General features: G+C 46.6%; 16 protein-coding genes, 1 pseudogene and 1 CRISPR repeat array. Of the genes and pseudogenes, 12 read left to right on the top strand and 5 right to left on the bottom strand.

From position 1 onward, the window contains the following. The first annotated feature begins 159 nt into the window (after positions 1 to 159). The 8 genes from cas3 (at position 160) to QUA34_RS19950 (ending at position 14,798) form a co-directional block, all read left to right on the top strand. Positions 160 to 2,211, top strand: coding sequence for a CRISPR-associated helicase Cas3' (gene cas3, locus QUA34_RS19985; RefSeq protein ID WP_333389012.1), 2,052 nt, complete (start codon positions 160 to 162; stop codon positions 2,209 to 2,211). A gap of 43 nt (positions 2,212 to 2,254) precedes the next feature. Next, on the top strand, positions 2,255 to 3,091 hold the full coding sequence (gene cas6, locus QUA34_RS19980) for a CRISPR-associated endoribonuclease Cas6 (protein ID WP_333389011.1): 837 nt from the start codon (positions 2,255 to 2,257) through the stop codon (positions 3,089 to 3,091). 361 nt (positions 3,092 to 3,452) lie between these two features. Continuing rightward, on the top strand, positions 3,453 to 4,046 hold the full coding sequence (gene cas4, locus QUA34_RS19975) for a CRISPR-associated protein Cas4 (protein WP_333389010.1): 594 nt from the start codon (positions 3,453 to 3,455) through the stop codon (positions 4,044 to 4,046). A 22-nt stretch (positions 4,047 to 4,068) separates the two neighbouring features. After that, a complete protein-coding gene (gene cas1d, locus QUA34_RS19970; protein ID WP_333389009.1) occupies positions 4,069 to 5,073 on the top strand; it encodes a type I-D CRISPR-associated endonuclease Cas1d in 1,005 nt (334 codons plus the stop codon). A gap of 16 nt (positions 5,074 to 5,089) precedes the next feature. Then, complete coding sequence (gene cas2 / locus QUA34_RS19965) at positions 5,090 to 5,362, top strand: CRISPR-associated endonuclease Cas2 (protein WP_333332667.1); 273 nt, start codon at positions 5,090 to 5,092, stop codon at positions 5,360 to 5,362. Positions 5,363 to 5,616: 254 nt separating this feature from the next. Continuing rightward, a CRISPR array of direct repeats spans positions 5,617 to 11,893; the repeat unit is 37 nt; unit sequence GCCGGAAACAACCTAAAACCCTATCAGGGATTGAAAC. 110 nt (positions 11,894 to 12,003) lie between these two features. Further along, the gene (locus QUA34_RS19960) at positions 12,004 to 12,156 is read left to right on the top strand and encodes a transposase (RefSeq protein WP_445242833.1); all 153 of its coding nucleotides are present in this window, start codon (positions 12,004 to 12,006) and stop codon (positions 12,154 to 12,156) included. Between the two features lie 124 nt (positions 12,157 to 12,280). After that, positions 12,281 to 13,399 (top strand): alkene reductase, encoded by a 1,119-nt coding sequence (locus tag QUA34_RS19955; RefSeq protein ID WP_333332638.1) that lies wholly within the window; start codon positions 12,281 to 12,283, stop codon positions 13,397 to 13,399. A gap of 391 nt (positions 13,400 to 13,790) precedes the next feature. Next, the gene (locus QUA34_RS19950) at positions 13,791 to 14,798 is read left to right on the top strand and encodes a protochlorophyllide reductase (protein ID WP_333038163.1); all 1,008 of its coding nucleotides are present in this window, start codon (positions 13,791 to 13,793) and stop codon (positions 14,796 to 14,798) included. A gap of 7 nt (positions 14,799 to 14,805) precedes the next feature. Here QUA34_RS19950 and QUA34_RS19945 read toward each other — a convergent pair whose 3' ends face one another. Further along, complete coding sequence (locus tag QUA34_RS19945) at positions 14,806 to 15,405, bottom strand: hypothetical protein (protein WP_333389008.1); 600 nt, start codon at positions 15,403 to 15,405, stop codon at positions 14,806 to 14,808. 26 nt (positions 15,406 to 15,431) lie between these two features. Here QUA34_RS19945 and QUA34_RS19940 point away from each other — a divergent pair, with 26 nt between their 5' ends. Both QUA34_RS19940 and QUA34_RS19935 read left to right on the top strand, forming a co-directional pair. Then, the gene (locus tag QUA34_RS19940) at positions 15,432 to 17,597 is read left to right on the top strand and encodes a ShlB/FhaC/HecB family hemolysin secretion/activation protein (protein ID WP_333389007.1); all 2,166 of its coding nucleotides are present in this window, start codon (positions 15,432 to 15,434) and stop codon (positions 17,595 to 17,597) included. A gap of 13 nt (positions 17,598 to 17,610) precedes the next feature. Beyond that, positions 17,611 to 17,844: a hypothetical protein gene (locus tag QUA34_RS19935; protein ID WP_333389006.1), complete on the top strand. Its 234-nt coding sequence runs from the start codon at positions 17,611 to 17,613 to the stop codon at positions 17,842 to 17,844. Between the two features lie 107 nt (positions 17,845 to 17,951). Here QUA34_RS19935 and QUA34_RS19930 read toward each other — a convergent pair whose 3' ends face one another. From QUA34_RS19930 to QUA34_RS19915, 4 genes and pseudogenes are all read right to left on the bottom strand, one after another. Next, a complete protein-coding gene (locus QUA34_RS19930) occupies positions 17,952 to 18,395 on the bottom strand; it encodes a hypothetical protein (protein WP_333200967.1) in 444 nt (147 codons plus the stop codon). Positions 18,396 to 18,441: 46 nt separating this feature from the next. Next, positions 18,442 to 18,673, bottom strand: a pseudogene (locus QUA34_RS19925) (DUF433 domain-containing protein). Between the two features lie 107 nt (positions 18,674 to 18,780). Continuing rightward, on the bottom strand, positions 18,781 to 19,197 hold the full coding sequence (locus QUA34_RS19920) for a PIN domain-containing protein (RefSeq protein WP_333218637.1): 417 nt from the start codon (positions 19,195 to 19,197) through the stop codon (positions 18,781 to 18,783). Continuing rightward, the gene (locus QUA34_RS19915) at positions 19,197 to 19,424 is read right to left on the bottom strand and encodes a hypothetical protein (RefSeq protein WP_333389005.1); all 228 of its coding nucleotides are present in this window, start codon (positions 19,422 to 19,424) and stop codon (positions 19,197 to 19,199) included. The genes QUA34_RS19920 and QUA34_RS19915 overlap by 1 nt, the downstream gene beginning before the upstream one ends. Before the next feature lie 255 nt (positions 19,425 to 19,679). Between QUA34_RS19915 and QUA34_RS19910 the strand changes: the two genes are divergently transcribed. Then, positions 19,680 to 22,577, top strand: coding sequence for a two-partner secretion domain-containing protein (locus QUA34_RS19910; RefSeq protein ID WP_333389004.1), 2,898 nt, complete (start codon positions 19,680 to 19,682; stop codon positions 22,575 to 22,577). 65 nt (positions 22,578 to 22,642) lie between these two features. After that, the gene (locus QUA34_RS19905; protein ID WP_333328718.1) at positions 22,643 to 25,534 is read left to right on the top strand and encodes a two-partner secretion domain-containing protein; all 2,892 of its coding nucleotides are present in this window, start codon (positions 22,643 to 22,645) and stop codon (positions 25,532 to 25,534) included. Positions 25,535 to 25,543: the final 9 nt, after the last annotated feature.

Here is a 25,543-nt window from a genome sequence, read left to right as displayed (position 1 = left end):
ACAATTTTGGGGAAGTTAGAAAATAGCATTTCAGTTGATTATTAATAATTTATAACTCTGCAATTATACATTGTTGGACCAATTTTAGCAATCTTTTCCTATCATTCAACACTTCTGGACTATTGGTTGTTTTGTCTTTCTGAGGATGACAAGGCTGATTTGAAAAAATGTCGCACAGAAAATCGAGATGTTGACTTAGGGAAAAAGTTAGACGCAATTGCTAAACAATGGTGGCAAAAGCAGCAAGGTCAGCCAGAAAAAGCAGAACCTCGAAAAGTTACGCTCAAACCTTACTTGTCAAACAAGCAGTTTCAAAATCGAGATTGTGAGTTTTGGTATCAGCAGTTAGCTGGATTTGCACCTAACCCTATGCAAAAAATGATTTTTGAGGTAATTGAACAGACAGACAACCCAGCTTTTTTGCTCAAATCTCCTACGGGTTCTGGAAAGTTTGAAGCGATTTTATTTCCGGCATTATCAAAAAATAGTCGTTTAATTTTGCCACTACCTGCTAGGAGTTTAATAGAAGACCAAAAACAGCGAATAGAAAAGTATTTAAAACGTTTTTCTGAGCTGAATCCCGACCGTGAAATCTCTTTAGTCATCGATACGGGTTCTCAAATGCAACGCTGGGTTTATCGCAATGGAAAAGAGGAACCTAAACCGAGAACTTACAATCCCAGACGGCATCTGTACAAGGCAGATGTCATTTTAACCACATTGGACAAATTTCTCTACCGCTATTTTGCCTTTGGGGACAAGCAAAAGTCTTTTGTATTTCCCTTGAGGATTCACCGGGACAAAACAGGCGATGAAAAAACTATCATCTGTTTTGATGAGGCTCACAGTTACGATGAGATAGCATTTACCAATTTTCAAAGTTTAGTAAAGTCACTTTATGAAGCTGGACGATCGCTCGTTTTAATGACTGCTACAATGCCACAGGAATACATCTATCGCTTTGATTATTTAGAAACGATCGATTATATCGGTACTGCCGATGATTCGGTCAAAGCTGAACAGTTGATTAATTTCCAGAAACAACATTTACAACAGCCTTATCTCAATCGAAGAAGTTTTGAATGGATTAACGACATCGAGCGCAACTCTGAAAATCCTGAACCTTTTCAAAAACGGATTTGTGAAACGGTAACTAAAGAATGGCAATCTAAATCGAATTGCAAAATTATTACCGTGGTTCAAACTGTTAGAGATGCCGTTGCTATTTATGGGCAACTTTCAGATAAGTTGAAACTGACTGAAAATACAGAATATAAACAACTATACCTTTACCACGGTCGTCTAGACCATCGAGTCAGGCAAGAGGTCTATACCCAACTCAAACAACGAGATGATAAGGCTCAACCTTATATTCTCATTACCACCAGCGCAATTGAAGTTGGATGTGACTTGAATAGTGAGGTTCTTATTTCCGAAATTTGCCCACCTGAAAACTTAATTCAAAGAGCAGGGCGCTGTAATCGGAAAGGGAATTTTCCTGATGCTAAGGTAATTGTTCTCGGTAAAATTGAGGGCAGTCGTATCCCTTTTTATGCTCAAACTTTGGAGGAAGCTGAATGGCAAGACTATCAAGAAACTCTTCAGCAATTAGAAAGCTTTGACAGCCATAAAATTGCCGAACATATCACGCGATCGCAACAAGTTGATGACTACCGAGTAGTCGAACTCTTCTCGATGCTCCATGACTATGTTTACAGTGCTGACTTAACTTGTCAACCCGCTCACGAAAAAGGGCTAGTTGTTACTCGGAGTTGGACACCATCCGCAACATTAGTTTATGACGATGGAACTCATGGCGACAAAATTGAAAATATGCCTCAAGTGACAGTGCCAATTGACCGTTTAACCATCAAAAAAGACAATATCAATCAGTATGCCAATACTCATGTTTGCGAACGCTACTATGACCAAGAAAATACATCCTGGGAAATGCGCGGTTTACGCTGGGGCTTTGCCTATCAAAAAGAAATTGTCATCAAAATAAATCAAACCAATGATGGTGCATTTATGCCAGATGCCAATCCCGAATATTCCTATAACCCAGAACTAGGTTTTGTAGAACTGCCGGGAGTTTTCATCAAGCTGAAAACAAAGGGGTTTGATGAAAAATTATTATATCAGTATGGCAACACGGGTCAGAAAAAATCAGTAATTATTACATACACCAAGGCATTAGAGGAGACGACTTAAAAGCGATCGCACCCTAATCAACACCACCAACCATTAACCAAATATGCCGCACAGCCTAGTCCTCAACATCCTCCCCCTGGCCCCAATTCCCCCCGGATACCTCACCGGAAGACACCTGCACGCCCTCTTTCTCACCCTCGTGAGCTCCGTTGACAAAAAACTCGGCGATCGCCTCCACGATGCCACCGCCCAAAAATCCTTCACCCTCAGCCCTTTGCAAACTAAAAAATGCCCTTTCAAAAAACACCATTTCCTGCAATGGGAACACACAAAACCGATTCCAGAACATACCCTCTGTTGGTGGCGGATTACTCTGCTTGATGACACTTTATTCGGCAAATTAACTAATCTTTGGCTGAATCTCAATCCCTCGAAGCCGTGGCATCTGGACCCCGCCGATTTGATGATTACTAAGATTCTGGGAACGCCCCAAGTAGATCAGCCTTGGGCTAATGCTTGCGATTACTCTCAATTGTACGATCGCGCTTCCGAAACTAATCGCTTAATTGCCTTCAGTTTTGCGACTCCTACTACCTTTCGACAGGGAAAATTTGATTCGGTGATTCCTACTAGAGACTGCGTTTTTAACAGTCTCCTCAGTCGGTGGAATAAGTACAGCCCGATCGCAATTCCCGATCAGTCCTTCGATGCACTTTTTTCGACATTTGTCAATATCAAAAGTGAAAGATTGACTAACTATCAAAGCGATTTTGTCGGCATGGTTGGGGAGGTTAGTTATCGGATTTTGGGAGATGTGGAGCCTTTAGTGATTAAGCAAATTAATGCTTTGGCTGATTTTGCTGTTTACTGCGGGGTGGGGAGGAAAACTCCGATGGGGATGGGAATGACTCGGCGGATTGTTGTTAATAAGAGTTCTTGATAACTGAACGTAAAACCGATAGTCCGGCAAGGGTTGAAACCCCTGCCTCAAAGCTAAAGTCCTCTTAAGAGGACTGCAAGTATGAATGATTAAATTACTTCTTCAGTCGGTTTCAATCTTGGTGCTTACTGTTACCCATAAGCTCAAAATATCATCAATGATTAAATTACTTCTTCAGTCGGTTTCAACCGACTTTAGCTATGAGACAGGGGTTTCAACCCCTGGCGGACTGGCGGATCACGGGCGGATCACTAATTCCTCAAATTCTTTTGCCCCCACGGCCAAATTAAAGGTTTTAACCCCTGGGAAACTGGCGGATAACTAATTCCCAATTACTAATTTCTTACAAACCATCAAAATTATGAACGATTTTGATTACATTTCGATCGCAACTCTCAACCAGTATTCTTACTGTCCTCACCGCTGTTGGCGGATGTCTTGTGCGGGAGAATTCACCGATAATCAGTATACCATTGAAGGGACAAATTTGCACGATCGCGTTCACACGATGGGCGAGATTAATCGCGATGAAACTTGGCAGGTTCGGGCGATTTGGCTGAAATCCGAGCGCTACAAACTGATTGGGAAATCGGATTTGATTGAGTCGGCAGAGGGTGAGATTTATCCGGTGGAATACAAGCGCGGCCGGAAGGGGGAATGGGATAACGACGAGTTGCAGGTTTGCGCCCAAGCGCTTTGTTTGGAGGAGATGACAGGGAAAACTATTGCGACTGGATATGTGTATTACGCGCAGTCGCATCAGCGGCAATTAGTCGAGATTTCTGAGGGTTTGAGACAGGATGCGATCGCAACTATTGAAAAAGTCGGTGCTCTTTGGCGATCGGGAAATATCCCTTTACCAGTTTACACCCCTCGGTGTAAGGGATGCAGTCTTTTTTCCCAATGTCTGCCCCAAGCTGCCGCCAAAGTCAACCGCTATCAAGAAGCAAGTTAATCTGCAAATAGGAGATTTCACAATGGGAACAGTTTACATTACTCAAGAAGATGCTTTTATTGGCAAAGTCGATGAACGTCTGACGGTTAAAGCTGATAAAAAAAATCTCTTGGACGTGCCATTAATTAAGATTGATGGCGTAGTTGCATTGGGACGCGCTACAGTTTCGCCGGCTGTGGTTGTGGAACTGTTGGAACGTCACATTCCTTTGAGTTTTTTGACAGTAAACGGACGTTATTTGGGGAGGTTGGAACCGGAAATGACGAAAAATATCTTTGTGCGAAAAGCTCAGTGGCAAGCGGCTGGGGAATCGGAACAGGCAGTGCATTTAGTTAGGGGGTTTGTACGGGGAAAGCTCAAGAATTACCGCCATACTTTGTTAGAATGTCAGCGCAAATATTCTCCCCAGGAATTTGAAAAGCCCATCGCCCAATTGAAACAAGTCATCGCCTCTATTGATAAAACTTCCAATATTAATTCTCTGCGAGGATTAGAGGGGGCGGGTAGTGCGACTTATTTTGGCTGCTTCAATCGGCTGATTCGCGTGCCGGAATTTAGCTTTGAAGTTCGGCGCCGCCGTCCGCCTACAGATCCGGTAAACTCTCTGTTAAGTTTGGGATATTCTCTGCTGCGGCACGATGTTCAAAGTGCAGTGAATATTGTGGGATTCGATCCGTATTTGGGATATTTGCATTTTGAGCGCTATGGGCGTCCTTCCTTAGCGCTGGATTTGATGGAAGAATTTCGACCTTTGGTAGTTGATGCTGTAGTGTTGAAGGCGATTAATTTGCAGAAAGTTTCGCCTAATGATTTTACGGCAGAACCGTTGAGTGGCGCGGTTTCTTTGACAAAAGAAGCGCTGCACAATTTTTTGCGACTTTACGAAGAAAAGAAGCAGTCAAAGTTTAAGCATCCTGTGATGGGAAAGTTGTGTACTTATCAAGAAGCTTTTGAAATTCAAGGGCGGTTGATGGCTAAGTATTTGATGGGTGAAGTTGATAAGTATCCACCTTTGATTCTGAAATAGGGAGGGCAATAAAGTTATGTTTGTTTTGGTTTGCTACGATATATCAGAGGACAAGCGCCGCACTAAGATTCACCAGATTCTCAAGTCTTATGGTGAATGGAAGCAGTATTCGGTGTTTCATTGCGAGGTGACGGATACTCAGTATGCCCGGATGCGCCAACGTCTGAGTAGGGTGATTAAGTCGGAAGAAGACAGCATCATGTTTCACTATTTGTGCGCTTGCTGTCAGGGCAAGATCGAGCGGATTGGCGGCCGGGCACCGCTGGATACTACGATCTTTATGGTGTGATTTTGCGTCTGGCTGTGGGTGTAGAACGGAGGGGGTGAATTTTAATGGCTCAGAGCTTTACCAGGACTGGGTTTGCGGTGGTTTGTACCTCATGCGGGTCAGACGCAAAGGCTGAAAGCTTTACTGGGAGAGAGTTTGAGGTCTATTTGAATTTTGCCCTCTTGACAGGGCGATCGCTGAAACGGTATATTTATTGCAGTCAGACGCAACTGAACCTTGAAAACCTTATATTTCAAGCCTCCCAGACCCCGGCGGCCGGAAACAACCTAAAACCCTATCAGGGATTGAAACCATCATATCTATCTACCTCGGTGATTGTTGCTTGTAGCCGGAAACAACCTAAAACCCTATCAGGGATTGAAACACCTACACGATAACCCAATCCTATTTCTAATGTGCCGGAAACAACCTAAAACCCTATCAGGGATTGAAACCAAAACATTGCAGAGTTGAAAAAATTCTTGAAGCGTTATCGCCGGAAACAACCTAAAACCCTATCAGGGATTGAAACTTGTCACTTATGGAGAGAAAAAAGCAAACAGTCAAGGGCCGGAAACAACCTAAAACCCTATCAGGGATTGAAACTCAGCCTGCATGGCTAGTGCCAGTAAAAGCTCAATTTGCCGGAAACAACCTAAAACCCTATCAGGGATTGAAACTACCCAATACCTCGGACGGGTGGAAATTCGCCGAATACAAGCCGGAAACAACCTAAAACCCTATCAGGGATTGAAACTGGATCGATGCGGGCGGTCAGGGGACGGCCGTTAGCCGGAAACAACCTAAAACCCTATCAGGGATTGAAACTGCCATTAGCAGACCCCCACCAACAGATAAAGGGGAAGCCGGAAACAACCTAAAACCCTATCAGGGATTGAAACGCCGTAAATTATCAAACACTGAAAAGCTAAAGCCGGAAACAACCTAAAACCCTATCAGGGATTGAAACTTACTTTGGGTTCGATTGGGGTTACACTGTGGCCGATGCCGGAAACAACCTAAAACCCTATCAGGGATTGAAACTTATAAAATGTTTTTTCGGCTTTCTATGTCAATTAGCCGGAAACAACCTAAAACCCTATCAGGGATTGAAACTCGTCACCGGGCCAATGTCTGGCGGCATTATGCCGGAAACAACCTAAAACCCTATCAGGGATTGAAACGAAAAAGTTTGTTAATGTTGCAGCGTGGTTTGTTGCTGCCGGAAACAACCTAAAACCCTATCAGGGATTGAAACATGGATGGTTTAGTGTTTTCTGTCCACTAATGATGCGCCGGAAACAACCTAAAACCCTATCAGGGATTGAAACCCTTTAGATTTGCTCTCGAATCTCAGCATCCTTTCGACTGCCGGAAACAACCTAAAACCCTATCAGGGATTGAAACTTGTCGAGTCCGGCATTGCCCAATCTGTCAGTGGAGGCGATCGCGCCGGAAACAACCTAAAACCCTATCAGGGATTGAAACGCCACCCTCCCGCAAGGGGGATAAATCCTGTAAGCCGGAAACAACCTAAAACCCTATCAGGGATTGAAACACTATGAGCATTCCGACCGTGATAGCGGGTACGGTGCCGGAAACAACCTAAAACCCTATCAGGGATTGAAACTGGCTCAAAGGGTAGGGGTGAGGGGGCTGTGTCACGCGGTTGGGCCGGAAACAACCTAAAACCCTATCAGGGATTGAAACGCAGCAGGTGGGGGCAACTCAGAAACGTCAGCATTGCCGGAAACAACCTAAAACCCTATCAGGGATTGAAACGAATTAACGAATACTACGGCACTATCAAACATGCCGGAAACAACCTAAAACCCTATCAGGGATTGAAACAAAGTTTCTGGGTTGACTCCGTGAGCGGTTAGGAGCCGGAAACAACCTAAAACCCTATCAGGGATTGAAACATAGGAGTCCAGGTTTAACAGAATCGCACTGCGAGCCGGAAACAACCTAAAACCCTATCAGGGATTGAAACTCTACCGTGACGATCGCATCTGCTGCGATATGTGCCGGAAACAACCTAAAACCCTATCAGGGATTGAAACCCTACTCAAGCGAATCCTTCACCAGCCCCTAAACGCCGGAAACAACCTAAAACCCTATCAGGGATTGAAACTTGGAAGAAAGCCAGCTTTACCAATCACTTTGTAAATGCCGGAAACAACCTAAAACCCTATCAGGGATTGAAACTGCGATCGGCCTGCCATTATTTAGATCATTCACGCCGGAAACAACCTAAAACCCTATCAGGGATTGAAACACGGCAGCAGATTCTGCTTGCACTGTTTCTAATAGCCGGAAACAACCTAAAACCCTATCAGGGATTGAAACCGCCACCCCTTAACTAGAGGACGTTTACCCCGCGCCGGAAACAACCTAAAACCCTATCAGGGATTGAAACTATATTGTACTAAACATTCTTTAACAACTTTAAATCGGCCGGAAACAACCTAAAACCCTATCAGGGATTGAAACATTTTTTTCAAGAATTCTAACTTGATTTTTGGCTAAGTACGGGCCGGAAACAACCTAAAACCCTATCAGGGATTGAAACTAATGATAGGCCTATCGAATACCAGATGGACTGGGCCGGAAACAACCTAAAACCCTATCAGGGATTGAAACCCTCATATCTCCGCTTCCGTGTTTGGATACAACAAGCCGGAAACAACCTAAAACCCTATCAGGGATTGAAACTAGTCGTTGCTGTGCTTGACGTAGGGAATCGGTACGGCCGGAAACAACCTAAAACCCTATCAGGGATTGAAACGCTTACGCTAATCAGGCAGAATTAATTCGCTTCAGCCGGAAACAACCTAAAATCCTATCAGGGATTGAAACGAGTTAATCGACCAACCCTTGCAGGCTGGATACCTGTGCCGGAAACAACCTAAAACCCTATCAGGGATTGAAACAAAAGTAAAGTGATGCGACTGCATGACATTCGCCGCGCCGGAAACAACCTAAAACCCTATCAGGGATTGAAACTCAGCATCGCGTCGCGCTTGCCTTCACGCTCCATGCCGGAAACAACCTAAAACCCTATCAGGGATTGAAACCAGACCTGTCCACCCGCGCCTATTTTTTGCCAATTATGCCGGAAACAACCTAAAACCCTATCAGGGATTGAAACTATAGATCGACGGCTAATCGAACGCGACCTGCATCAAGCCGGAAACAACCTAAAACCCTATCAGGGATTGAAACGATTGGGGACGCGGTACGCACCCGAATCAATCCCCGCCGGAAACAACCTAAAACCCTATCAGGGATTGAAACTTATAGTATGGTATGATATGACAACACAGTCCCAGAGGGCCGGAAACAACCTAAAACCCTATCAGGGATTGAAACAAATCGGGAAAGCCTTTTTCCCAAAGCTCAAACCACGCCGGAAACAACCTAAAACCCTATCAGGGATTGAAACCCTATGTTATCAGGATCTAGATATTGGCGAACTGCCGGAAACAACCTAAAACCCTATCAGGGATTGAAACACATACTGATAACATCCGCCCCGCCCTTCTTCATCGCCGGAAACAACCTAAAACCCTATCAGGGATTGAAACTTGGAGACAGGCCGGCAAAGGTCAAGGTTGCTGAAGCCGGAAACAACCTAAAACCCTATCAGGGATTGAAACGCCTCTACCGCAGGACATGGACTGCGAGAAAAGCCGGAAACAACCTAAAACCCTATCAGGGATTGAAACTCTGGTAAGAGCTACTCCGATCCGCAGGGCCCGGCGCCGGAAACAACCTAAAACCCTATCAGGGATTGAAACTTCGATCTCTAAAAGTCTCTACATCCAGGTAGGGGTCGAGCCGGAAACAACCTAAAACCCTATCAGGGATTGAAACTCCTGAAGGTGTTAAGTCTGTCGAGGTTCCAGTTAAAGCCGGAAACAACCTAAAACCCTATCAGGGATTGAAACAAAATTGCCCGCCGTGGTAGTCGATTCTATTATCGCCGGAAACAACCTAAAACCCTATCAGGGATTGAAACACAAATTCGATTTCGCTTATTACCAGAAATTTGAGCCGGAAACAACCTAAAACCCTATCAGGGATTGAAACTACTCAGACCAATCCGCCGACGTGATTGAGTTCATGCCGGAAACAACCTAAAACCCTATCAGGGATTGAAACAGTTTTGGATGTAACTTCCTAAAAAAGGGATCTTTAGCCGGAAACAACCTAAAACCCTATCAGGGATTGAAACAAGGGCTGTAACCCTTAGCTAGAATGGGTTTTGAGCCGGAAACAACCTAAAACCCTATCAGGGATTGAAACTCCCGCGGCATATTCCAAGCATACTTAATGCCAGCAAGCCGGAAACAACCTAAAACCCTATCAGGGATTGAAACGAGAATTCTGAGAATCCTGAGAAGGTGGCGGCGTGTGCCGGAAACAACCTAAAACCCTATCAGGGATTGAAACTATTAAGTAGTCGGCACATTGCGGGCCATGCTACAAAGCCGGAAACAACCTAAAACCCTATCAGGGATTGAAACCATCATCATTTTTGAAGTAGTGAACGGCTGCTGGGATTTTGGCCGGAAACAACCTAAAACCCTATCAGGGATTGAAACTTTTTGCCATCCGGCCCTAATCCTATCTCAATCTTGCGCCGGAAACAACCTAAAACCCTATCAGGGATTGAAACTCTGGTGTTACCGTCACTATCTCAAAAAAAAATGCCGGAAACAACCTAAAACCCTATCAGGGATTGAAACGGCTCGCTTAGTAGGCCTGTGGCACAGAGCCATGCCGGAAACAACCTAAAACCCTATCAGGGATTGAAACCCTGCATATTTACCCGGTGTAACAACCGGGTTTTTTGGGCCGGAAACAACCTAAAACCCTATCAGGGATTGAAACATTTGTAACCATTCTGGCGGTCGCGTTGGTCGCGCCGGAAACAACCTAAAACCCTATCAGGGATTGAAACTTTGATTCGGGTGCTCACAGCAGCAAGTTCTAAGCCGGAAACAACCTAAAACCCTATCAGGGATTGAAACCGATTGCGGGCGCTGTTGCAGATTTTACTTTGTGCCGGAAACAACCTAAAACCCTATCAGGGATTGAAACTTGACTGCTGGCAGGCCACAAATGAACCGGGACGCTGGCCGGAAACAACCTAAAACCCTATCAGGGATTGAAACTAAATGATTTAAGCCTGCGGCGTTACCCGTGATAACTGCCGGAAACAACCTAAAACCCTATCAGGGATTGAAACCATCTCTGCTAAATCCATCAACCGATCCGCCGCGCCGGAAACAACCTAAAACCCTATCAGGGATTGAAACTGACTTTTACGAAACCCCTGCATGGCTAACTCTTCTAGCGCCGGAAACAACCTAAAACCCTATCAGGGATTGAAACGAAATCAAAGATGTTATTTTGACGGCTCCAGCGACAGCCGGAAACAACCTAAAACCCTATCAGGGATTGAAACATCAATTCCCGACAGAGCAAAAGTCGGGACAGGTAGCCGGAAACAACCTAAAACCCTATCAGGGATTGAAACTAAAGATAAAGCTATCGAAAGTTTAATCGCCTGCCAGGCCGGAAACAACCTAAAACCCTATCAGGGATTGAAACAACCTGGTACAAAAACACCGACTAAAACCCGCTCTAGCCGGAAACAACCTAAAACCCTATCAGGGATTGAAACTACTGTATAAACGAGTTTAGACATTGTAAGAATTGCCGGAAACAACCTAAAACCCTATCAGGGATTGAAACTAAATCTAGCCTAGTTGCAACCATGATCGAGATAGCCGGAAACAACCTAAAACCCTATCAGGGATTGAAACACGGTTTACGGGGCTGGCAGACCATTTTTTTGTCTGCCGGAAACAACCTAAAACCCTATCAGGGATTGAAACCCTCAGTTTTTACCCGCAGATCGGAAATAGCAATTGCGCCGGAAACAACCTAAAACCCTATCAGGGATTGAAACCCTCTAGTTGCACCAGTTGCGCCCGTTCCTCTCGCCGGAAACAACCTAAAACCCTATCAGGGATTGAAACTTCCTCTTGAACCTGAAACCAGGTAAGAGCTTGGAAAGCCGGAAACAACCTAAAACCCTATCAGGGATTGAAACTTCTGCTTTATTGTAATTCCGTGCCTCATTATAAGCCGGAAACAACCTAAAACCCTATCAGGGATTGAAACGCACAAAAACAGAGGAATTAGCGATCGCCTTATGCCGGAAACAACCTAAAACCCTATCAGGGATTGAAACGGCAACTATCAAAACGACCGAGCCTATATCGAAGGCCGGAAACAACCTAAAACCCTATCAGGGATTGAAACCAGAGATGGATTAGCTGTTATTGTCTCGCTAGCATTGCCGGAAACAACCTAAAACCCTATCAGGGATTGAAACTCACTGACTCCAGAAAGCCGTTCCCGGATTAGCGGCCGGAAACAACCTAAAACCCTATCAGGGATTGAAACGCAATTTGCATGGTGAGTTTAGCAAAGTCTTGTAAGCCGGAAACAACCTAAAACCCTATCAGGGATTGAAACTTTCGGAAGTATTCAGCAGAGGAGGAGACAGGAGAAAAGAGGGTATTCTTCTCCTGACTCCTTCTGAGCCGGAAACAAGTTTACTTCCCACACTTGTCACAACACAGGTAGTGGTGATGGATAATCTCACTTTTGATAAAAGTGGTCGGATTCAGGAATTGATTCAAACAGCAGGGTGTAGACTATTATATTTACCGCCATACTCTCCAGAGTTTAACAAAATTGAACAAAGAAGAGCCTTGGCTAAAAAGTCAAATTCGTAAACAGCTTGATGAGTTTGATTGCTTACATTTTGGCGACCCTTGGATGTCTTGCGCCTGGGAGCATAACACCGGCCGTTGCTATATGTAATTTCCCAGATTCTTCAGTTGAGACAACCTCAAAATTATGACCAATCAAACAACTTCTCCACTCCTACTCAGTCCCTTCAAAATCGGAGATTTACCCTTAAAAAATCGGGTAGTCATGGCACCCCTAACGAGAGCCAGAGCCGGTGAAGCGCGGATACCCAACGCCTTGATGACAGAGTATTACACTCAACGAGCCTCTGCTGGTTTAATCATTACAGAAGCCACCGTGGTTTCTACTCAAGCTAATGGTTGGCTCAATACGCCCGGTATTTATTCAGACGAACAAGGCGAAGCTTGGAAACAAGTTGTGAGTGCGGTTCATGCCCGCGAAACGCCGATTTTCATGCAGCTTTGGCACTGCGGACGAGCTTCCCACAGCAGTTTTCATGAAAACAATCAATTGCCAGTTGCAGCCTCTGCCATCAAAATAAACGGAGAAGACATTCATACCCCTGTGGGCAAACAGCCGTACGAAACTCCCCGCGCTCTAGAAACCGATGAAATCTCCCTGGTTGTAGAAGATTATCGCAAGGCGGCGGAACGGGCAAAAATGGCAGGTTTTGACGGTGTAGAAATTCACGCGGCAAACGGCTATCTCATTGACACATTCCTACAAACCAAAACCAATCACCGCACTGATTCCTATGGTGGCTCAGTTGAAAACCGTTACCGTTTTCTTAAAGAAATTGTAGAGGCGATTATCACAGTATTTCCGGCCAACAGAGTAGGGGTGAGACTTTCTCCCAATGGTATTTACAATGATATGGGTTCTCCCGAATATCGGGCAGATTTTCTGTATTTCGCGGAGCAGTTAAATGCCTATGGTTTAGCTTACCTTCACTTGGTGGACGGTCTGGCATTTGGCTTTCACGAATTAGGCACGCCGATGATGATAGGAGAGTTTCGCGATGTGTTTACAGGTGTGCTCGTCGGCAACTGCGGATATACTCAAGAACAGGCTGAAACGGCCCTGAGCAGCAAACTTGCGGATTTAATAGCTTTTGGTCGGGATTTTATCAGCAATCCTGACTTGGTAGAGCGTTTTACTAATGGTTGGCCGCTCAATCCGCCTGCTGAAATGGGCGTCTGGTATTCTTTTGGGCCTGAAGGTTATATCGATTTCCCTAGATATCAGGAATCGGCCACTATTTCTTAGTTTAGTTGGTTGGGGCGGGTTTATCAATAAATACCGAGTATGTGCATCATAGATAATGGTGAACCCGCCCCTAAAAGATTTATGGTTAGTTTCTCAAAATAAAAGTCGGAGTTGGAGCCATATTTAATTTTCATCGGCCGTTGAGAGCAAGCATCTCCTATTTGTAAAAACACTTCTTCTGCCTCGTGCCTCGTGCCTCGTGCCTCGTGCCTCCTGCCTCGTGCCTCCTGCCTCCACTTTTGGGCTTGGCTGCAAAAGTGAGAGGCTCCCAGTTGAGATCGAGAACGTTTCCCCATATCCTAATAACCATAGGGTACTTCCAAACATCCAAGCTGCTAGCTCAGCGTTTGAGTGCCTGAAAAAAATCAATAGCGGAAGCGCTTTTAACAAGATGGCACAAAATCACAAATCAACGGTTATCATTACCGGCGCTTCCTCCGGCGTCGGTTTGTACGGCGCGAAAGCTCTCGCAGACAAGGGATGGCACGTAGTCATGGCCTGTCGGGACGTGCGAAAAGCCGGAGACGCCGCCCGCGAGTTGGGCATACCTGAAGGCAGTTTCTCCATCATGGAGATTGACTTGGGCGATTTGGAGAGCGTGCGCCGGTTTGCTCGCGCATTTAAGGCCAGCGGCAGGCCTCTGGACGCTTTGGTGTGTAACGCGGCCATTTATATGCCTTTGATTAAGGAACCGCTGCGGAGCCCGGAGGGTTACGAGTTGACGATGACTACCAATCACTTGGGTCATTTCCTGCTGTGTAACCTGATGATGGAAAATATGAAGCCTTCCTATTATTCCGATGCCAGAATCGTGATTTTGGGAACTGTGACTCACAATCCAGATGAGTTGGGTGGGAAGATTCCGCCGCGCCCGGATTTAGGCAAATTTGAAGGTTTTGAAGCGGGTTTCAAAGACCCGATTTCGATGGTTGACGGCAAGAAGTTTGAACCGGTCAAGGCTTACAAAGATAGCAAAGTTTGCAATGTGCTGACGATGCGGGAATTGCACCGCCGCTTTCACGAATCCACGGGGATTACTTTCACTTCGCTGTATCCGGGATGCGTCGCGGATACGCCGCTGTTCCGCAACCACTATCCTTTGTTTCAGAAGCTGTTCCCGCTGTTTCAGAAGAATATCACCGGCGGTTATGTGTCCCAGGAGTTGGCGGGCGAAAGGCTGGCGATGGTGGTTGCTGATCCAGAATACAAGCAATCTGGGGCTTATTGGAGTTGGGGAAATCGCCAGAAAAAAGATGGTAAGTCTTTTGTGCAAAAGGTTTCTCCCCAGGCCCGCGATGATGAAAAAGGCGAGCGGATGTGGGAGTTGAGCGCTAAGTTGGTGGGATTGACTGACGGGGCCCAAATGGGTGCTGCGGCTAGTGCGGGCCGGTCTGCATAATTCAAAGTTACAAATCCCCTTTATCGGGCTTGGCAGTTGAAACGGCGTCTACGCACAGGAGGTGGGTAGACGCGGACTCAATAATAAAGGGGGTATTAAAGTCGGATTTGGTATGATGCACCAAAATCCAAGAAACCGGGTTTTTTAGTGGCTCTGCAGGCTGTAACTCACATCTTGCACTATTATTAAGAACAGGCAAGATGCCTGTTTCACAAGAAAATTCATCTCTTGTGGAACAGGCATCTTGCCTGTTCATAAAAAGATTATTGAGAAGGGTGCCATATCTCAGTTGTAGCGCGTCTTTTCGGACACAACCCGGTTTCTGGTTTACCCTGGCGTGCAGGAATGTTCTGGTCGCTGCGTTAGCATGAAAGCGTAGGTTTTGCAACAAAAAAAATTTGGTTTTTTTACCGTTTACCATCGACTTACACGATATTTTTTCGGATAAGAACCAGGTTGGTGCGTAAGTCTTGGGAAATGAACAGCCGTCGATCGACCTTTTGGTTTGTAGCGTCGCCGAAACTGTTAGCTGCGACGGCTGTTTCGTTTTTTTGCTGTTAAGATTGATTTTTACTTGAGGGTGCTCTATTGCGGAAAATATTTTCACCCAATTATTCGAGATAATTAGATTCTATGGCTTGTCGCTCGCAAAAACTATTTTTATTCGCTGGCCTTTTTGGGTTAGTTTTGTTGGCAAAACCCGCGAAATCATCCGCTAGCACCGTTGAAATTTTGACCTCAAATGTTGAGGATTTGGCCGCAGTTAGCAGCAGAGGCGATCGAGCTTTAGCCCCTAACGAAACCACTTTTGACAAACGCGAAGACTTGCCGATAAAAGACGAGGCAACGCAGTTACCCACAGAGTCAGAACACTCGGTGGCGGCGGAAACTCCCGACTTGCCGCCGTCTGCGGCAAATTCAGTGGATGTGACATCTTACACCATTCTCAAGAACAGGCAAGATGCCTGTTCCACAACGAGTGAGTTTGATTGTGGGGTGGGCATCCTGCCCGCCAGTAAAAGGCTTATTGACAATGGTGCAACATCTCAGACCGATCGCACTTTCAGCACAATAACTCAAGAAACCGAGCTTTTTAACTCAGATCAAAAGCTAGAAGAAAATATTGACCGACAAAAAATTGATTTGGGTATCGATCGAGCCTCGCATCTGGCCCAACTGCCCAACCCAATTTTGCCGCGAGAACCCGAATTACCAGCTCCTGAGCCGCCGCAACCGCCTGCGCCGTCTCCCCTCCAACCCACCCAGCCAACACCCGTTGAAAGCGAAATTAGACCGGGGATTCCGGGTACAATTAAGGTCGCTGGCTTTGAGTTTGAGGGCAACACGGCTTTTAGCGATCGCGAACTCGCAGAAGTTACACAACAGTTTGCGGGCCGCGAAATCACCTTTGCGGAACTGATCGCAGCTGAAGCAGCCGTCACTCAAAAATATGTAGCCGCAGGATACATCAATTCCGGCGCTGTAATTACCGCCAACCAAAGCTTTCCGAGAGAGGGAGGTGTGGTGAAAATTCGGATTGTAGAAGGCGGATTAGATGAAATTGTGATTACTGGAAACAGGCGCTTAAATTCCAATTACGTGCGATCGCGCCTTGAGCGCGCTACCAGACGGCCCCTCAATCGCGATCGGTTGCTGGAAGCCTTGCAACTGCTGCAACTCGACCCCTTAATTGGCAATATTTCCGCCGAATTGCAAGCCGGAAGCCGCCCGGAAAACAGCCGCTTAGAAGTGCGGGTAAAAGAAGCAGACAGCTTTAGCGCTGAAGTGTTCGCAGACAACAATCGATCGCCCAGCGTCGGCAGTTTTCGGCGCGGTGTTCGCATCAATCAAGCAAATTTACTCGGTTTGGGCGACGGATTAGAGGTATCTTATGCTAACACCGACGGCAGCAACGAATTCAACGGTAGCTACACAGTCCCCGTCAACGCCCGCAATGGCACGATTGGGTTCGCTGCGAGTGCTGCTAGCACCAATATCATCGAGGAACCGTTTGATGCTGCCCAAATCGAGGGGAAATCGCGCACTTACGAGTTAACTTACCGTCAGCCGATTGTGGAAAAGCCCGATCGCACTTTGGCTTTGGGACTGAGTTTTTCGCGGCAAGAAAGCGATACATTCCTGTCGGGGGAACGATTTGCGCTTTCGGCGGGAGCAAACGATCGCGGCGAAACCCGGGTTTCGGCTGTGCGGTTTTTTCAAGAATACGTGCAGCGGAGTTCCAGCCAAGTGTTCGCGGCGCGATCGCAATTCTCCCTCGGTACTAATCTGTTTGGCGCTACTGCGAACGATAGCGGGCCTGACAGCCGCTTTCTGGCGTGGCGCGGCCAAGCCCAATACGTGCGGCTGTTAGCGCCAGAAACCTTGCTGATTGTGCGTTCTGATATTCAATTAGCCGATCGCCCCCTGCTTTCCCTCGAACAAATTGGGATCGGTGGCGTTCAAAGCGTGCGCGGATACCGCCAAGATTTGCTGTTAACTGATAGCGGTGCGATCGCCTCTGCAGAAGTGCGAATCCCGGTTTGGCGTGTCCCGGCAGTTAAGGGATTGTTGCAAGTCGCTCCGTTTATCGATTTTGGGGTAGGGTGGAACCATTCAGGAGAAAAGCCGAACCCTGACTCCGACAAACTGCTGGGTGCAGGTTTGGGGCTGGTTTGGCAGATGGGCGATCGATTGAATGTGCGTCTCGACTACGGTATTCCTTTGATAAATGCTCGATCGGGCGATCGAACTTTGCAGGAAAAAGGCTTATACTTTCGGATTAATTACTTTGCTTTCTAAATTTTAAGTTGGGTTGAGTGCGATCGAACGCTTCGCTTCGCCCAACACTTTCATCTTTAGCGCTGACGGTCAAATTTTATTAAGTGGCGGCCTCGATCGCACGATTAAACTGTGGGATATCCTGACAGGATGTTGTATTAGGACGTTGATGGGCGATCGGCTGTATGAAGGCATGAATATTCGAGGCCGGGCGGAATTGACGAATTCTCAAAAAGCGACATTGAAAGCGTTAGGGGCTTTGATTTGACACTCGATAGAGCTTCCGAATCATCTCCAAGGTCAGGCAGTGTTTACCAGATAACGCCTGAGTTAAGCGACCGCGCTGCGGGGTCGGCTTGAACGAATTGTTAGCCGTCAAGGCCGCGACTGGCTAATTTCTTCAAGCACTCCGGTTTGACCGTTGTTACATTTTCCAACTAGCAGCGAAATTGTGCTTGAGTAATTTTTCAGAACAGAGTAGCGTGTAGCAGTAATGCGTACACTCTTGCCTTCAAGTGAATAAACAATTTTAGAGTAGGTGCTATAGTCACCACGGGCCTTTGCAACGGGCATGACTGCACGAATTAGGTCTTTATATTTCGGTGCTGGAAACTCCAGGGTTCGCTGCCTCCCACCTGGGTAAGTCCGCACATTGCGAATCAGTGCTGTGTCGCAGTAAAGATCTGCTACGGCTGGATCAAATGCGCGCTCAAGCGATTGATAGTTAGCAAACACTTTTTCAGCTTTGTTTAGCTCGTTAGCTAGCACCGGATTGGTAAATAGCACAAGGAAGAGAATAGATTTCGTTAAGATTTTCATGAATAGTCCAAAGATTAAAATTGACGGCTAACTTATAAAAGTAATTTCATGCGGATAATGGAGCAGTCATAAACCGACGCTCGCGGTCAGCAGCATAAGCTATGCAGGCTTTTAAATCTTCTCGCGTCATATCGGGAAAATCACCCTTGAATTTCTGCTTCGGTCATCTCGGAAGCTAGGTACTCAAGCACTTCATAAACCGTAATTCGCAAGCCGCGTACACAAGGCTTACCACCGCGTTTATTTGGTTCGATCGTGATGTGATTTCGGTAGTTCATAGTTAGAATTATCGCGATCGTGTTCTCGACCTTTGCAAAATCTTAGCCTGTGGCTGCGGAGCTGGCAAGGTTGTCAATCTTGTTTTTAATACGATTTAACCCTTATTCTACGTCCCTAACTGCTGCAACAACTCTTGAATGGATAAAACAGGTATAGGCGAACTCAAGAAACCTTTATTATCGCGGGTCAGAATCGCATCTAACCCTTGAGCAACTGCACCAAAAATTTGAACAGCATCTTCAAAATCCACCAAACCAGAGTTGAAAGCTGATTCCAAAACGGCTCGATCAATAGGACAAATGACCATAGCAGTCAGCGTTTCTAAAACCGCTTGCCGTGCTTGCTCAACGCTGCGAGTATGTTTGCGAGAAATGTAGAAAATATCCGTGAGTGTTGTCGCTGTAACATAACCGATTAGTTGCCCAGCATCGATCGCTTGAAACAACAACTCCGCATCTTGAAAAAATGGCTCTCGCTGCAACAGAAAATCTAGGACAATGTTGGTATCAATTAAAACTCTCACTAAAGATACTTCTCCACCCGTCGCGCTTCCAACATTGCAGCCACGTCCTCATCTGTCGGTGCGGGTTGGTCTGTCTTTAGCAAGCCTCGCATCCGCTGAATCGCACCAGAACGATCGCCACTGGCAACTGGCTGATCTTGTAAGGACTCAATGATGGCGCCCACTAACGCAAGGCGATCGCTCGGTGGCAGTTTGAAGACCAGCTCCTTGACTTCTTGTAGTAACATAGACGGCTCCTAAGATTGAAGGTGTCTACCATCTAGTATGAATGATCGGACGCATATTCTACACACATATTTAAACAGAAACAGATTTCCTCAGCCGTCACACTGAAAAAAGCTATCTTTATTAGATTTGGGAAAAGTCCACTTTAGGGGTGAAAGAGAGTCGATCGAACACTGGGGCGATCGCACTGATATAATCCAAATATATAATTCTGATGGAACCGGAAACGATATTATTTATATAACAGGATTTAAGGTATGTCTCGCCTGTCTTCCGGCCTACTGTTTGTTTTCTTATTGCTATTTCCCTCGAAAACCTTCGCCCAAATCATTCCCGATAATACCCTGGGTCCGGAAAGTTCGCGGACCGAGACCGATACTATCAACAACTTACCCTCAGATAGAATCACTGGCGGCGCAACTCGCGGTGTTAACCTATTTCACAGTTGGCGCGAATTTAACATCCGTGAAGGGCGGGGAGCTTATTTTGAAAATCCCAGCGGAATTGCCAACATCTTCACCCGCGTTACGGGCGGCAACCCCTCAAATATTTTAGGAACTCTGGGAGTTTTAGGCAACGGTAATTTATTTTTAATTAATCCGAAAGGAATTATATTCGGCCCGAATGCGCGGTTAGATTTGCGCGGTTCGTTTATCGGTTCAACGGCTGACAGTATTGTGTTTAATAACGGCTTTGAATTCAGCAGCACCAACCCGCAAACATCCCCGCTGTTAACCGTTAATATTCCCGTTGGTTTAAGATTTAGAGACAATCCCGGTGCAATTGCCAATCAATCGACGGCTGTAGGAAAGGTAAACCTGCCAGCCTCTGCTGTGCAAATTCCGATTAGCGATCGAGTTGGTTTAGCAGTAGAACCAGGTCAAACTTTAGCACTGATTGGCGGCGACATCCAACTGCAAGGTGGCAATTTAACCGCCAGCAGCGGACAAATTTTACTCGGTAGCGCAGCCAGTCCCGGTTTAGTTAATTTTGCACTGACAGCGGGGGAAAAGGGGAATTTAGCTTTAAATTATGACAATATTCAAAACTTCGGCAATATTCAAATATCCGATGGAACACTGATTAACACCAGCGGAATCGGTGGCGGGCGCATAGAGTTAAAAGGTGGAAATATCGCCCTCAGCGGGGCGCGAATTTATGCGCTGACACTGGGAAATATTGATGGTCGAGGTATCGATATCAGCGCTCAAAAGTTGCGAGTGGAAAACGGCACGCAATTTTCTACCCTGACTCTAGGAGATGGTGCAGGAGGCGATATTAACTTCGGGGCTGCTGATTCAGTAGAAATGAGCGGGCTGGGAGTTGAGGGCTATCAACAGGTTGCAATTAAATATTTGGTATCGGGAACTACAGACCCGTTTGACCCGCTATTTGTGCTGTTGAATGCTAGTGCTGGCGCTGGTTCGGGGGGCGATATTACGATCGACACCGGCCGCCTGCTCTTCAACAATGGCGTAGTAGGTAGCGGCATCACTTTTGGTGGTGGAAATGGCGGCAATTTAATCATTCGCGCCAATACTTTTGAGATGGTGGGTTCTGGAATTAACAACGGGACAGCTAAAGAAAGTAGTGGTGCGGGAGGAAGCATTAGTGTTGATGTCGCCCGATTAATTATGCGCGACGGTTCTCTTCTAGGTACCACAAGCTACAGCAGCGGCCCGTCGGGGAATATCAACATTAAAGCTGCTGAATCGGTAGAATTGTCTAACACCGGCCCACGAACAGTTGTGTCAACTGGAATCAGCACGCTGAGTATCGGTTCTAACGGCAGGGCGGGGAATATTAACGTCGATACCAAGCGGTTGAGTCTCTCTGGCGGTTCTGCGTTTACAGTAGGAACGGGTGTGTTAATTGGCAGGTTTTTGTTTTCTCAGGAGGGGGGACCGGCAGGAAATTTAACAGTTAGGGCTACTGAATCAGTAGAAATTTCAGGTATTTCTCAACTTTTGACCAGCGGAATTCAGAGTGCTAGTGCGCTGAGTTCTGGAACTTTGAGCTCTAGTCCGGGCGGGGAGATTCGCATTGATACGCCAAGCCTAACCGTGCGGGATGGGGCGGTAGTTTCTACGAGCTCTTTGGGGGTGGGAGATGGGGGGAATATTACTGTTAATGCCGATCGCATTGAGGTCAGCGGCAGCGGAAATAATGGTCTGTTTATCAGTACAATTGATGCTTCGGTGGGCAAGATATTTGGTACTAATTCCAATGCTACGGCAAATGCCGGTTCGTTGAATCTAAATGCCGATCGACTAATTGTCAGAGATGGAGCTACAGTGACGGTGCAGGCTACGGGAACCGGACGCGCTGGTAATATCAATATTCTCGCAAATTCGATCGCTCTTGATAACAAAGCGATGATTGACGGCACGACTGTATCCGGTACTGGAGCAAATATTAACCTGCAAGCACGAGATATCCAATTGCGCCGCAACAGCCGAATTACCACGGATGCAGGCACTTCTGACGGCGGCAATATCAACATCAACAGCGACATTCTTGTCGCCCTCCCCCAAGAAAACAGCGACATTACAGCCAACGCCCGCACAGCAGGCGGCGGCCGCGTCAATATCAATGTCCCCAATGTCTTCGGCTTTACAGCAGCGAGTCGCGAACAAGTCAGAAGCAGGTTGGAGCTCAGTGACGGCGAATTTGCAGCGTTGCAAGTAAGTCCTACATCTCTAATTCCTAGCAGCGACATCGCCGCGATTTCCCAAAGTGGCGGCGTGGCTTTACAAGGGGCGGTAACATTTAGTTCTGTTGGAGTGAATCCCGTTCAAGGTTTAGTGGAACTGCCGCAAAATGTGGTCAATCCGGCTGCGTTAATTGCTGCAAATCCCTGCATCCAAGGGGCCGAGAACGAGTTTACTGTGACGGGGCGGGGGGGATTGCCACCAAGCCCTCACGAGGTTCTCAGCAGCGCAGAAGAACCGTTGCCGTGGGTGGAACCAGCGGTAGGTGGAAGTCAGCACATAGAAGGTCAAAGAGCATCCATAGAAGTTCGACCAACAGAAATTATGCCCGCTCAAGGTTGGGTAATGGACGATCGAGGACAAGTAACGCTGGTAGCCTATAATTCTGGTGGTGGTGCATCTTTTCGCAGTCCGAAATCGACGAGTGTTTGCGTACCTCGATAGGTACTCTTCAGGTTTTAGCTAATCCCTCGCTATTTTTATAATATTAAATTAACCCGATTTAAAAGATGCAGTGCCAATCTTCTGCCCTATTTTTTGCATTCTTACTGCTGTTTCCGGTCCCGGCGATCGCCCAAATCATCCCCGATAATAGCTTGGGTGCAGAAAGTTCGCGCACAGTTCCCGACACTATTAATAACTTACCCTCGGACAGAATAGAAGGCGGTGCAACTCGCGGCGTTAACCTCTTTCACAGTTTACGCGAATTTAACATCCGTGAAGGGCGGGGAGCATATTTTGCCAATCCCAGCGGAATCACCAACATATTCACCCGCGTTACGGGTGGCAATCCTTCTAATATTTTAGGAACTCTGGGAGTTTTGGGAAACGGTAACTTATTTTTAATTAACCCAAAAGGAATTGTTTTCGGCCCCAATGCTCGGTTAGATTTGCGTGGTTCATTTTTAGCAAGTTCTGCTGATAGCGTAGTTTTCAATAATGGCTATCAATTCAGCAGCCGCAATCCCGAATCAGTACCGCTGTTAAATGTCAATATACCTATCGGTTTAAATTTTCGAGAAAATCCCGGAAAAATCATTAACAATTCAGCAGCACCAGCCTTGGCTTTACCACAATTACCTCCGGGAATCCCGCCGATTTTCAATCACATGGGCGCTTCAGTTGCTCCCGGACAAACTCTCGCTCTAGTGGGAGGAGATATTGAATTAAATCAGGGAACACTCACTGCATCAACCGGACAAATCTTGCTCGGTAGCGTCGCTAGTCCGGGGATGGTTGGATTGGGGGCAACGCCATTTGGATTAAGTTTAAACTATGACAATATTTCCAACTTTGGTAATATTGAAATAACCAACGGCTCACTGATCAACACCAGTGGAATTGGTGGGGGCAAAGTGGATATTCGAGGTGGAAATGTCAACCTCAACAATGGGCGAATTTATGCGCTGAGTTTGGGAAATATCGATGGCAGGGGTATCGATATTAACGCTCAACAGTTTCGGGCCCAAGGTGGAACGCAAATCTCCACACTGACAGCAGGAAGTGGTGCAGCGGGCGCTGTCAATATCCGTGCTACCGATTCAGTAGAAATGAACGGAATTGGATTAGATAACTATAGAGTGTTTGGTGGTAAATATACGGTATCTGGCTCTTTCGACCCTTTTGACCCACAACTTCTGCTGATAACTGGCACTAATAGCATGGGAGCCGCCGGAAACATCACGATCGACACGGGACGATTGCTGATGGACAATGGAAGCGCATTGACTACCACCACGTTAGGCGCTGGCAACGCCGGAAATATAACCATCCGTGCCGGGGTTTTAGATATGCTCGCTTCTGCAATCCACAGCGGCCCACTTTTGGGGAGTACCGGTAGGGGAGGAAATATCACCTTTGAGGGAAAACGTTTAACCGTAAGCGATGGTGCTAGTGTGATCAGCCTCACCCGCGGTGAAGGAGGAGCGGGGAATATCAACATTAAAGCTTCGGAATCAGTAGAAGTGCTGCGGACTCCCACTGGAAGTCCCGTAGCAAGTTTAATTGGCTCAACTGCCAGCGGTGTGAATGGGGAAGCTGGGGACATTAATATCGACACGAAGCGGTTGAGGATTTCTGAAGGAGGCGGGATTAGTTTATCTAGCGGAGCAGTTGTGGGCAACCAACCGTTGAATACAACTGGGGGGCCCGGAGGTAATTTAACAGTTAGGGCCACTGAGTCAGTAACAGTCGAGGGTATTTCTGGAGTTTTGGCGAACGGCAGTCGGAATCCCAGTTTCATCTGTGCTGATGCCAATACTGCTAATCGGGGAGGGAGTATCAACATTTCTACACCTGTACTGACTCTCCGGGGTGGGGGAGTTATTAGCACTGCATCTTTAGGCAGCGGAGAAGCGGGAAGCATCACAATAAATGCGGGTCGTGTAGAAGTTATTGGGAATGGGGGTCAAGGTGAATTTAACAGTCAAATTCAGACTTCCGTTGGGATTGCCTCTGAGCTTATAGATCCTAATGCTACGGCTAACGGAGGTTCGTTAAATCTCAATGTCGGGGAATTGATTCTTCGCAATGAAGGAACACTCAATCTGCAAGCTTTGGGATCGGGACGGGCTGGTAACATTAACGTGAAAGCAGATTCAATTTCCCTTGACAACCAAAGCAGCATTGACGGTAGAACTGCATCCGGTCCCGGAGCAAATATTAACCTCGAAGCACGAGATATCCAGTTGCGCCGAGGCAGCAGAATTACAACGGATGCAAGTATTTCTGAGGGTGGTAATATCAACATTAAAAGCGATATTCTGGTCGCCCTCCCCAATGAAAATAGCGATATTACGGCTAATGCGCGATCGGCTGCCGGTGGTCGGGTTAATATTAATGTCCCCAATGTTTTTGGGTTTACCTCAGTCAGTCGCGAACAGGTGCGAGCGACTTTGGGATTAACAGATGCTGAATTTGCAGCGTTGCAAGTAAGTCCGACTTCTCTAATTCCTACCAGCGATATTGCGGCTATTTCCCAAAGTAGCGGCCCGGATTTGCAAGGTACTGTAACATTTAGTGCTTCTGGGGTGAATCCTGCTCAAGGTTTAGTGGAACTGCCGCAAAATGTGGTCGATTCGGCTGCGTTAATTGCTGCAAATCCCTGCAGGCAAGGGGCCGATAGCGCATTTACCGCTACTGGGAAAGGAGGAGTGCCAGCAAGTCCTAATGATGTTCTCAGCAGCAATTCTAGCCAGTTTAATTGGGTGGAACCAGCGGTAGGTGGAAGTCAGCACATAGAAGGTCAAAGAACTCCCATAGAAATTCCACCAACAGAAATTATGCCCGCTCAAGGTTGGGTAATGGACGATCGAGGGAAAGTAACGCTGGTAGCGTATAATTCAAGTAATGGTGCATCTCTTCGCAGTCCGAAACCGACGGGTGTTTGCGTACCTCAATAGGTAATCTTC

Source organism: Microcoleus sp. POL10_C6 (genome assembly GCF_036701585.1).
Lineage (GTDB): Bacteria > Cyanobacteriota > Cyanobacteriia > Cyanobacteriales > Microcoleaceae > Microcoleus.
This window is presented reverse-complemented; position numbering and strand designations above follow the sequence as displayed.

Coding starts and splice junctions, on each gene's coding strand:
- QUA34_RS19955 (WP_333332638.1), top strand. CDS start 12,281: ATGACCAATCAAACAACTTCTCCACTCCTACTCAGTCCCTTCAAAATC.
- QUA34_RS19910 (WP_333389004.1), top strand. CDS start 19,680: ATGTCTCGCCTGTCTTCCGGCCTACTGTTTGTTTTCTTATTGCTATTT.
- QUA34_RS19915 (WP_333389005.1), bottom strand. CDS start 19,424: ATGTTACTACAAGAAGTCAAGGAGCTGGTCTTCAAACTGCCACCGAGC.
- cas4 (WP_333389010.1), top strand. CDS start 3,453: ATGAACGATTTTGATTACATTTCGATCGCAACTCTCAACCAGTATTCT.
- cas1d (WP_333389009.1), top strand. CDS start 4,069: ATGGGAACAGTTTACATTACTCAAGAAGATGCTTTTATTGGCAAAGTC.
- QUA34_RS19940 (WP_333389007.1), top strand. CDS start 15,432: ATGGCTTGTCGCTCGCAAAAACTATTTTTATTCGCTGGCCTTTTTGGG.
- cas2 (WP_333332667.1), top strand. CDS start 5,090: ATGTTTGTTTTGGTTTGCTACGATATATCAGAGGACAAGCGCCGCACT.
- QUA34_RS19950 (WP_333038163.1), top strand. CDS start 13,791: ATGGCACAAAATCACAAATCAACGGTTATCATTACCGGCGCTTCCTCC.
- QUA34_RS19930 (WP_333200967.1), bottom strand. CDS start 18,395: ATGAAAATCTTAACGAAATCTATTCTCTTCCTTGTGCTATTTACCAAT.
- cas6 (WP_333389011.1), top strand. CDS start 2,255: ATGCCGCACAGCCTAGTCCTCAACATCCTCCCCCTGGCCCCAATTCCC.
- QUA34_RS19905 (WP_333328718.1), top strand. CDS start 22,643: ATGCAGTGCCAATCTTCTGCCCTATTTTTTGCATTCTTACTGCTGTTT.